This window comes from Methylobacterium dankookense (assembly GCF_902141855.1).
GTDB classification, from domain to species: domain Bacteria; phylum Pseudomonadota; class Alphaproteobacteria; order Rhizobiales; family Beijerinckiaceae; genus Methylobacterium; species Methylobacterium dankookense.
In genome coordinates, this window is record NZ_CABFVH010000091.1 from 1 (window position 1) to 8,355 (window position 8,355).

General features: G+C 60.1%; 13 protein-coding genes. 8 read left to right on the forward strand and 5 right to left on the reverse strand.

All coding sequences use genetic code 11. The features are described 5' to 3' along the window. Positions 1–209, forward strand: a 209-nt coding sequence (locus tag MTDSW087_RS30540; RefSeq protein ID WP_186384048.1) for a hypothetical protein, incomplete at its 5' end; no start/stop codon positions are given. Here MTDSW087_RS30540 and MTDSW087_RS29185 read toward each other — a convergent pair. Beyond that, on the reverse strand, positions 210–398 hold the full coding sequence (locus MTDSW087_RS29185) for a hypothetical protein (protein WP_144769212.1): 189 nt from the start codon (positions 396–398) through the stop codon (positions 210–212). It abuts the gene before it with no gap. Positions 399–434: 36 nt separating this feature from the next. Further along, complete coding sequence (locus MTDSW087_RS29190) at positions 435–1,493, reverse strand: DNA-methyltransferase (RefSeq protein WP_210248320.1); 1,059 nt, start codon at positions 1,491–1,493, stop codon at positions 435–437. 147 nt (positions 1,494–1,640) lie between these two features. Between MTDSW087_RS29190 and MTDSW087_RS29195 the strand changes: the two genes are divergently transcribed. Both MTDSW087_RS29195 and MTDSW087_RS29200 read left to right on the forward strand, forming a co-directional pair. Next, positions 1,641–1,844, forward strand: coding sequence for an excisionase family DNA-binding protein (locus tag MTDSW087_RS29195; protein ID WP_186384049.1), 204 nt, complete (start codon positions 1,641–1,643; stop codon positions 1,842–1,844). Further along, positions 1,837–2,505: a hypothetical protein gene (locus MTDSW087_RS29200; protein WP_144769216.1), complete on the forward strand. Its 669-nt coding sequence runs from the start codon at positions 1,837–1,839 to the stop codon at positions 2,503–2,505. Before MTDSW087_RS29195 ends, MTDSW087_RS29200 begins: the two co-directional genes overlap by 8 nt. Before the next feature lie 141 nt (positions 2,506–2,646). Here the strand turns inward: MTDSW087_RS29200 and MTDSW087_RS29205 are convergent, their stop codons facing one another. Further along, complete coding sequence (locus MTDSW087_RS29205; RefSeq protein WP_144769218.1) at positions 2,647–3,213, reverse strand: recombinase family protein; 567 nt, start codon at positions 3,211–3,213, stop codon at positions 2,647–2,649. A 129-nt stretch (positions 3,214–3,342) separates the two neighbouring features. Further along, the gene (locus MTDSW087_RS29210) at positions 3,343–3,534 is read right to left on the reverse strand and encodes a hypothetical protein (protein ID WP_144769220.1); all 192 of its coding nucleotides are present in this window, start codon (positions 3,532–3,534) and stop codon (positions 3,343–3,345) included. Positions 3,535–3,606: 72 nt separating this feature from the next. Here MTDSW087_RS29210 and MTDSW087_RS29215 point away from each other — a divergent pair, with 72 nt between their 5' ends. After that, entirely contained in the window at positions 3,607–4,053 is a 447-nt protein-coding gene (locus tag MTDSW087_RS29215) for a PDDEXK-like family protein (protein ID WP_144769222.1), read from the forward strand. 141 nt (positions 4,054–4,194) lie between these two features. Then, positions 4,195–4,722, forward strand: a complete 528-nt coding sequence (locus tag MTDSW087_RS29220; protein WP_144769223.1) for a hypothetical protein — start codon at positions 4,195–4,197, stop codon at positions 4,720–4,722. Positions 4,723–5,921: 1,199 nt separating this feature from the next. Here the strand turns inward: MTDSW087_RS29220 and MTDSW087_RS29225 are convergent. Next, on the reverse strand, positions 5,922–6,227 hold the full coding sequence (locus tag MTDSW087_RS29225; protein WP_144769225.1) for a hypothetical protein: 306 nt from the start codon (positions 6,225–6,227) through the stop codon (positions 5,922–5,924). A gap of 71 nt (positions 6,228–6,298) precedes the next feature. On the opposite strand from MTDSW087_RS29225, the gene MTDSW087_RS29230 reads away from it, so the two are divergent. The 3 genes from MTDSW087_RS29230 to MTDSW087_RS29240 form a co-directional block, all read left to right on the forward strand. Next, complete coding sequence (locus MTDSW087_RS29230) at positions 6,299–6,658, forward strand: hypothetical protein (RefSeq protein ID WP_144769227.1); 360 nt, start codon at positions 6,299–6,301, stop codon at positions 6,656–6,658. Next, positions 6,655–7,230 carry a hypothetical protein gene (locus MTDSW087_RS29235; protein ID WP_144769229.1) on the forward strand — a complete coding sequence of 192 codons (576 nt, stop codon included), beginning with the start codon at positions 6,655–6,657 and terminating at the stop codon, positions 7,228–7,230. Before MTDSW087_RS29230 ends, MTDSW087_RS29235 begins: the two co-directional genes overlap by 4 nt. 554 nt (positions 7,231–7,784) lie before the next feature. Further along, the coding region (locus MTDSW087_RS29240; RefSeq protein WP_144769231.1) for a hypothetical protein at positions 7,785–8,355 on the forward strand (571 nt) is incomplete at its 3' end.

The following is an 8,355-nucleotide window of genomic DNA, read 5'->3' on the forward strand; positions in this document are numbered from 1 at the left end:
AGGCGAAGCGCGACAAGGCCAAGCAGGACAAGGCTGAGCAGGAGCAGGCGGGGACGACCCCTCCGAATCCCTACGCGAATTTGGCTCCCGAGCGGCTGGTGAAGCAGGCCAAGCTGCTTCTCCAGGCTCTCAAGACCCAGAACCTCCTGCCCGAGGGGTTTGAGGGCCTTGAAGCGGCACTGGCTCTGCCGGAGCAGCCCAGCGAGTAATCAGACCAACCTGCCGCGCAGGTCCGCGATCTTCCGCGATGAGGAGGTTTCCTCATCGCGGATGCGCTTCTCAGTAGCAGCATTTTTCTCCTGCCGACGCCGTTGCTGGACCGGCGTCAAAGGCTTCTCAGGCTTGATGATTCCGGCTTCGGTGGCAGCCTCGATGGCGATGATTTCACGGTAGCGCATCACCCTATTTAGACGACCGTGCGCGGGTGCCGGGGCTCACAATGAGAACCGGAACTTGCTCCCGTCCAGATACTCTTGGATGCTCTCAAACGCGATCCAGCGCCGTAGCAGTGCTTCCGCGACCGCACCAGTCGTGTTGGAACCCGCAAACGGATCGAGGACAACATCGCCCTCATCAGTCAGCATCTTGATAAAGAATTCCGGCAGCGCACGAGGATAACGTGCGGGATGAACCTTCATCCCCGCTTCCTTGCACTTCAACGTGTAGACATCGTTGGCTGCGTTGTTGCCCATGATGAGGACGCTTTCCGGAGGAACCTCATCGACATCGAACAATTCCTGCTGGATAAAGTTCGAGGGAATCGCTCCCTTCGTGTTCATCTCGGCCCAGCTTGAATTGATCTTGTAGCCGCCGGGTCGTGTGGTCTCCTTGACCCCTCTACGGTTGAGCCTGTGCATGTCAGCGCTGAAGGTCTCCTTCAAGACCTTCTGGTTCGATGCCTTGGGCCAGGGAGTCTTTGAGAACCACCACACATACTCGACCGAATCCTTGACACGAATCTTCCTGACCGTGACCCACTCGGCAGGCATTGGCATCTTGGCTGGATTGTACCAAAAGCACTCCTGAGCCAAATGGAAGCCAATCTCCTCCACCAGTGCAACCATCAACTTGTAATGGTAGATCGATCTAGTAGGAGTTCCTTTGTTGTAGCTCCCTCCGATGTTCAGAACGAAGCTGCCGTCCTCTGAGAGAACTCGATACATCTCGCGGGCGAAGCCCATGAACCACTCGACGTACTCGTCTTTCGCCACGTTGCCATATGCCTTCTTGAAGTGAAGGGCATAGGGCGGTGAGGTGACGATCAAATTCACCGAGCCAGTCGGAAGAGCGCGAAGCGCTTCGAGGCTGTCGGTATGACAGGCAACCCCGAACCGAGTGCGGTAGTACGCGGGTAATCCCTTCAGAAGCTCGTCGCTGGGGATCTGTAGAGGAGCGGCGACAGGAGCCGTGGCCGTCGCAGCCAGACGGGCCACGCGCCTCTCAGCCTGACGGGCCATACGCTTCTCGGCCAGACGGGTCAGCGGACGGGTCATACGCACTACACACTCATGGCAGGGGGTAAGGCGGAACCACCCGGTTTCGGATGTTAACCAATTATGGCCTTACAGATCGTAACCGTGGTAGGGCGAGGCATGGCTACCGGCACCATACGCACAGCTACCTAACGGAATGGGTTGCACGTGTCAACCAATTTCAAGCCGGAAGACTGGATTTCTCAGGCGGAGGCCGCTCGTCTTCGTGGTGTTTCACGGCAGGCCATCTTCAAGCTGATCCGGAGCGAAAGGCTCAGATCGCTGGAGGTTGGGGGGCATGTTCTGATCAATCGCGAAGACGTGGCGAACTTCACGCCCAAAAAGGCGGGTCGTCCGAAGAGCCATGGATGAGTTCGAGGAACTGTTGCAAAGAATAAGAGCCTGCGATAAAGATCAGAAGCAAGATATATTCGCAGAGATTCGCGATTCGATATTGATTCATGAACTTGAAAACAAGTTCCACGTAAGGGCTGAAGTTATACTTGGCGCGATAGATCGTGCAAGTGATCTGACGCAACGTGGAGTGCGTGGTCTGATAGCTGAGACCGCCTTTGTCGTAGACATCATCCCGACGCTACAAGGCTGGCACGATGAGCCTCCTGTTGGAGACCTCTCGTACGACGCCTGTCTATGCCGTGGGAATCATCGTGTCCGCGTGCAGGTGAAGATGCAGAGGAGAATTCGCGGCCTTCCGATGAGACGGGAGGGCGCGTTCTGCGTCGAGGTCCAGCGGACCCGTAACGGCCAGAAGGATGGGGTGAGCACCCGGCCTTATCGCTTCGGCGAGTTCGACTTGCTCGCGGTCTGTATGGCAGCATCAACGGGGAACTGGCACGCGTTCATGTATGCTCCGACCAGGGCTCTTCAGGCTGACCCTCGGGTAGATGATAGGAGCGTGATTCAGACGCTTCAGACAGTCCCCGAGTACCCTGGACCAGCCGAAGGCCCCTGGACGAGCGATCTGAGCCTCGCTCTGGAGCGCTTGACGGACGGTGGTGCGGCCCGAAGATGAACGATCAGCGGGTAGTGGGCATTTGTTGAGAGTGGCCGGATCGAGGAAGCCGTCTGGTATGGGTCGATCCGCGCAAGCCGCTGCCACAACCGCGAACACCCGGTAGCGGGCCATAGAGTACCAAGCGATGGATTTGAGCCACTAGGCAGCCGTCTGAGCGCCTTCGCAGGCATCAAGGATGCGATACACCTGCATCCGCGAGCACCCGAGCGCTTTGGCAATCGCTGCCGGTCCCTTACCCGTCCTGTGCATCGCGAGCACCTTCTCGCGATCCACACGGCGTGTACCGCCCTTGTAGATCCCCTTTGCCTTCGCCTGGGCGATTCCCTCCTTCTGCCTTTCCTTGATGAAGCGGCGCTCCATTTCGGCGACCATCGCCAAGGTCGTCAGCACAATGCGCCCTGCCTCTCCACGCGTTGTGATGTGTGGATCGAGGACCGTCAGGTATGCGCCGCGCTGGTCAAGCTCGTGCACGATGTTGAGCACGTCGCGGGTGTCACGGCCGAGCCGGTCTGCACGGAGGCAAACCAACTCGTCCCCTTCCCGGATGAAGTCGAGGATGGCCGCCAGTTCGGTTCGGCCATCACGACTGGCCCCAGACATCTTCTCAGAGCGGATGGGCTGGCATTCCTCCTCGGTGAGGCGGGCGATCTGCACGTCGAGGCTCTGGTCCTCAGAAGAGCATCGCGCATAACCGATCCGAGCCATGTGTCACCTTGGGGTCTAAGACCTTCTCACAATGGCGTAACATCGATTCGGAATCGACCCTGATGTGACGTTATCCACCGTCACATCGCGCCGTCACGTCGGGGCGTACCCTGATGAGAACCTGCGTGCCTACCGCTCGGCCACTTCTTCGTGGAAAAGCTCAAGACGATAATTCAGGTTTATAAGGTGCTCTGCAATCTGCTCAAGAAGCAAAACTGTTTTCTTGTCATTACTCGCGTTTGATTCGACTATATCGGTAATCTTCTTGCTTTGATTATCATAATCTTGAAGGCGTTTTTCAGCTTCCTTGCTCAGTTGCATCTCTGCCTCCGCTCACAAGTTGGAACCCTGCTGCCTCTGCCCCGAGGCCGCCCAAGAGGCTAATCTGGGCCGATGACCGAAGAGCGAAGAGAGGTTTCGGCGGCTCGCTCCAACGCGGGCAACACCCACATAGCGGGTGAGATGTTTGTGGCAGCCGAACTAGCGAAGCGCGGCTACTCGGTCTCCCTCACCATGGGCAATGCCAAAGCGGTGGACCTGTTCGCAGAGCGGAACGGCAATGCGATCTGCATTCAGGTGAAGGCCATTGCCCACAAGCGGAACGTCGGCTGGCCCCTGCCCTTCAACAAAGCCAAGATCATAGACAAGGTGCTGTACGTCTGCGTGATCCTCAACGAGGTCGGGGAAGCGCCAACCTACTACGTCCTGCCTCCCCATGAGGTCCGGGAGCGAGGCCGCTGGTACACGAACCGGGCGATCCTCGACATCGGCCGCCTACGGGGCAGCGGTTTCGAAGGTGCGTGGCACCTTATCGACGCGGCTCTCCGTCAGGCTGACTAGATCGAGGTTATTCGGTCTCCGACCGCCCTCCCCCGGCCTCCTGGGCGGTCTCCGGGCGGAGGAATCACCGTTAACGGACCGTGAAGATGAATCCCTTACTCCGGGCGGAGGGCACCGGGAGACCGGCCGGAGAGTGCCATCATGCCTACGAAACAACTGACCTACGCCGAGCTTGCGGCCGTATGGGGGGTGTCGTCTGAGGCTGCCCGGAAGAAGGTCGAGGGGCTTCGGCTCCCACGGCAGCCGGGTAACGACGGTAAGGTCCGGGTGCTCATTGATCTGGATGATGTTCAGCACCGACCACAGAAGCCGAAGTCCGACCGGAAGCCGCCCGGAGACCACCCGGAGGTTGAGCCACTGAGGCAGCACGTTGCGACCCTCCAGGCGGAGGTCGAGCGGCTGGTCATACTCGCCAATTCCAACCGGGCAGACTTTGAGCGAGAGCGGGAGCGGGCGGAGAAGGCGGCTGCCGATCTAATGGCGTTGGCGGACCGCCTCGCCGAGGCCGAACAGGCTCGTTCGGCACGCCTCGTGGACGCAGAGAAGGCCCGAGGCGAAGCAGACCAAGCGCGTTCTGAAACGGCGAAGGTTCAGGCGGAGGCCGATTCCCTTCGAGCCGAGCTTCTAAGCTGGAAGGGGCGGCCTTGGTGGCGGCGTGCGCTTGGGTGATCGACTCCTGTGGACATGGTGCAACGATCCATAGTCCCGCTGTTCACTGAGTGGTAGATTCCGTTTGCTGCCCCATTACTGGCAGGCGACGGGAAACGGGTCTCTCAGATCACGGCCTTCTGTTCGGCTGTACTGAAGACGACCTTGATGCCGTTCCCCCACATGACCTGCACACCGAAGATCGCTGCGCACTCGCGCAGGCTCGCGATCTGTGCTGTCATGCTTAACCGACCTTAACCGGTCGATTCAGACGGAGACGCAACCGACGCCGTATCGCTGATCTGAAAAGCCAACGGCCCCGCAGGCTACCACCCCTGCGAGGCCGTCGAATGAGATAGGGGCTTGCGCCACTGAACACTCGCAGGCTCTCACATCGCGACCCGCGATGCAACGACGAACACGTGTCGCCGAACGCTTTCGCACGGCCAAATTCGTCGCTGGTCTCTGGTTTTCGAATCCATCGATGCGGCCCTTGAGAAAGGGCCAACCATGTTTGCGGACCAACTCCGCGCGGCTGTCGAAGCCGCGCGTTCAGACGTGCACCTTGTCGAGCTTTCTCAGGCGATCTGGCAGGGTACTGCCGCCGGATTGCTCGCCGAAGCCGACGCGCAAGCGCTCTCAGAACTTGTACATGCCCACCGGGCGGCTCTACGCGGCCCCCAGGCGGTCTCCGGCCGGTCTCCAGGCCGACCTTCCATCTTTCCGCCGAAGCGGCTCCAGCGTTCGCCTGATCGTGCCCGCTCTCTGGAGCGGCGGCGTACTCTTGCCGCGAGCGGCCCACTCCCCCCGCAACTCGCCAGCCGATTCACGACCGGCGAGTTGGCTGCCTTGAAGGTGGTGGCCGACGAGGTGCGTGCTCGTGGGACCTGCGAACAGTGTGTCGCTGCGATCAGCGCTCGCGCTGGGGTCTCCGCCTCAACGACCCGTAACGCGATCCGCACCGCTGCTCGTCTGGGGCTCCTCATTGTCGAGGAGCGCCGCCGTCAGGGGCAGCGGAACGATACCAACCGCATCACCATCGTGGACCTATCCTGGCAGGCGTGGATCGCGAAGGGTGGCCGGGCCAAGGGGGGTGGGTTCAAGAGTTTCGACCCCTCGGACAATCAGATTCAGAAGAGCCGGAATCGTAGCGCCTATGAGACCCCGCAGAAGGGCTATCGGAAGAGCGCTTGGCATCAGGCCGATCCGCCCTTGAACTGCTACCGCCCGAGCCGCCCATAGCCGAGCGTATCAGCGACCTGTGTCGCACTGTCGATGCTTGCTGCGACGGCCTCCAGTTCGGAACGAAGTTGAGGTGGCGTGAGGCGAGCCACGGCACTTACGCGTGCTCGCAGAGCGAGCACGGTTTTCGCTGGGATTCGGATGTCACCGCGATCCCGCTGCTCAATGTCCCGCAGATAGGACCAGCCGCGCTTCAACCACTCGCGGCTGAATTGTCGCTTCGAGCGAACAACCCCCATAGTCTGGAGGATGGCGTAAGTCTGAATCAGGTTAAATCCCAGCATATCGGTCTCCTAGACTAAATACAGCAGGCGGAATCAATGCGAATCTCTTCCGCTGTGTTTAGGAGAAAAAGATGTCTACTTCGAACGAACTGTTGGATGACGCCAATCAGATCACGATTCGGCGGCTCATTGAAAAATATTTATCTCCGCAGGGGGAGCCGCTTAATACAATTTGGGAAGCGTGCGTGACCGCGCAGAGGATTGGCAACCGCTATGGTGTGCCAGCCGACGCAGTCACTTACCGGTACGAGTTCACCCACCCAGACCTTGGCTTCAGCTTCAGCGCTCGCGCCGTCTGGCGGCTTGGCCGTTTGATGCAGCCCCTGGGGGTGCACACTGTCATCGAGGACTACGAGGACACGGGCGGCCATGGGGGCGACAGCGCCGTGCTGCTCGTCGTCAACGACTGGCTCCGGAGCCTGCCGGTATGATCCCCGAGAGAGCCGCCTGTGCGGCAGCCTGGGGGAGCTTCTTCGCCGCCCAGGCCGCCAACGTCGCCGTCACCCTCTGCTACAACCCGGAGCGCGCCGGGGGGACAAGCTCGGTCGCCTATCGGTTTTCGAAGGACGGGGAGTGCCTGCCCCTGCCGCCTTCTGGCTTGTCCGGGGGACAACGCACCAATCGCCTGCCGACCACGCACCACGTCTCCTTGATGCAGGTGCACCGGGACGTGGATTGGCTCCATCGGAAGATGGATCGCAAGCTGTTCGGAACGCGGTTCAACGAACTGCCAGCCGAAAAGCGTTCCAGCTTCGTTGGTTACGTCGAGAAGCCCAACTCCAACGTCCACGTCCACATCGCGTGGACCATGCCCGATTCACGGGTGGATGAGTTCACCGAGATCGTCACCAACGCGTGGCTGGCTAGGACGCCATTTGGCTCGATCCGGGTGAAACTGATCCACGATGGTGGATGGGGCCGGTACGCTACCAAGGAACAGTGGGGTGCAGCGCTCGAAGGAGATGCTGCCCTCTTCGTCGCGAGCCGTCCTGCTCGCTCATAGCTGAGCGAGGAAGGCCGGGGACTGAACCAGCACGGACCCTTCCTGCACAGTGTCTGACCTCCCCGAGTGGCCCCCTTCAAGGAGGCCACAATCGCGGAGCTTTGCCTGAATGACCCGAGGTTCGGTCGAGAAGGCGCTGAGTGCGAGAAGCGGCGAGGCTTGCAGAGCCAGCGGATCGCACTCAGCAGGTGGAGCGAGGCGAAGCATCGCTACGCCTTACAAGAATCGGATGTCTGCTCAATCAGTTTTACATGGAAGTAACCGGCTCAGTAATGAGAGCTAGAAGTTCCAGGCGAGATGTGAGATAAGAACTCTAGTGGCCGAGAGGAATGTCTGAATGAACGACATCAGCTTCAAGAAGAGATGCAAATATCAAGGGGATTTCCCTCCTTGGTGTTTTGCATCTTTGGAGAAGCAAAATGCCGTCTACTACTTCGGACAACAGCAAGCCGCCTACCCCCGAATCTGCGCTCGATAAGGCCGCTGCCGCTGCGGCGAAGTCCTCTACCAGCGCTATCGCTGGTAAGAACCCGAAGCAGCCCAAGAATGCTTCCATGGAAGCAAATTCCAAGACGAAGCAGAGCCTGATTCCCGGTCCTGCGGCGTCTTCTCAGGAGCTTCGCGAGGCCGCGCTGAAGGAGGCGAAGCTCTACGAGCACGCCTGCAAGAAGCACGACAAGGCTGCCGACAAGGCATCGTGGACGCTGGTCTACCTCATGCTTCGGGTCTTGGAGACCTTCGAGCAGAACGGCCAGCGCAATGAGGCTGCCTTCGAGGCGTTCCTGACCACCAATCGCGCTCGCAAGCACGGCAACTCCGACACGGAGTACCACCGCCTTGCGAAGGCGTGCACGCCCAAGGAGGCGAACAGCAGCCGGGTCTCGAAGCTTGGCGGTGCGATTGCTGCCCTGCGGGCGCGGGGTATCGGCTCCGCAACTGTCGAGGAGGAGTTGAAGAAGCGCCTCCCGGTCGAGGACGGCGGCGAGCGTCATGGCGGCGTTCACCGCTTCTTCCTGCTCTACCAGAAGGCGAAGCGCGACAAGGCCAAGCAGGACAAGGCTGAGCAGGAGCAGGCGGGGACGACCCCTCCGAATCCCTACGCGAATTTGGCTCCCGAGCGGCTGG

Bases quoted from the DNA above. Each gene is read 5' to 3' on its own strand.
- MTDSW087_RS29220 (WP_144769223.1), top strand. From the start codon at position 4,195: ATGCCTACGAAACAACTGACCTACGCCGAGCTTGCGGCCGTATGGGGG.
- MTDSW087_RS29210 (WP_144769220.1), bottom strand. From the start codon at position 3,534: ATGCAACTGAGCAAGGAAGCTGAAAAACGCCTTCAAGATTATGATAAT.
- MTDSW087_RS29225 (WP_144769225.1), bottom strand. From the start codon at position 6,227: ATGCTGGGATTTAACCTGATTCAGACTTACGCCATCCTCCAGACTATG.
- MTDSW087_RS29190 (WP_210248320.1), bottom strand. From the start codon at position 1,493: ATGACCCGTCCGCTGACCCGTCTGGCCGAGAAGCGTATGGCCCGTCAG.
- MTDSW087_RS29230 (WP_144769227.1), top strand. From the start codon at position 6,299: ATGTCTACTTCGAACGAACTGTTGGATGACGCCAATCAGATCACGATT.
- MTDSW087_RS29185 (WP_144769212.1), bottom strand. From the start codon at position 398: ATGCGCTACCGTGAAATCATCGCCATCGAGGCTGCCACCGAAGCCGGA.
- MTDSW087_RS29235 (WP_144769229.1), top strand. From the start codon at position 6,655: ATGATCCCCGAGAGAGCCGCCTGTGCGGCAGCCTGGGGGAGCTTCTTC.
- MTDSW087_RS29200 (WP_144769216.1), top strand. From the start codon at position 1,837: ATGGATGAGTTCGAGGAACTGTTGCAAAGAATAAGAGCCTGCGATAAA.
- MTDSW087_RS29215 (WP_144769222.1), top strand. From the start codon at position 3,607: ATGACCGAAGAGCGAAGAGAGGTTTCGGCGGCTCGCTCCAACGCGGGC.
- MTDSW087_RS29205 (WP_144769218.1), bottom strand. From the start codon at position 3,213: ATGGCTCGGATCGGTTATGCGCGATGCTCTTCTGAGGACCAGAGCCTC.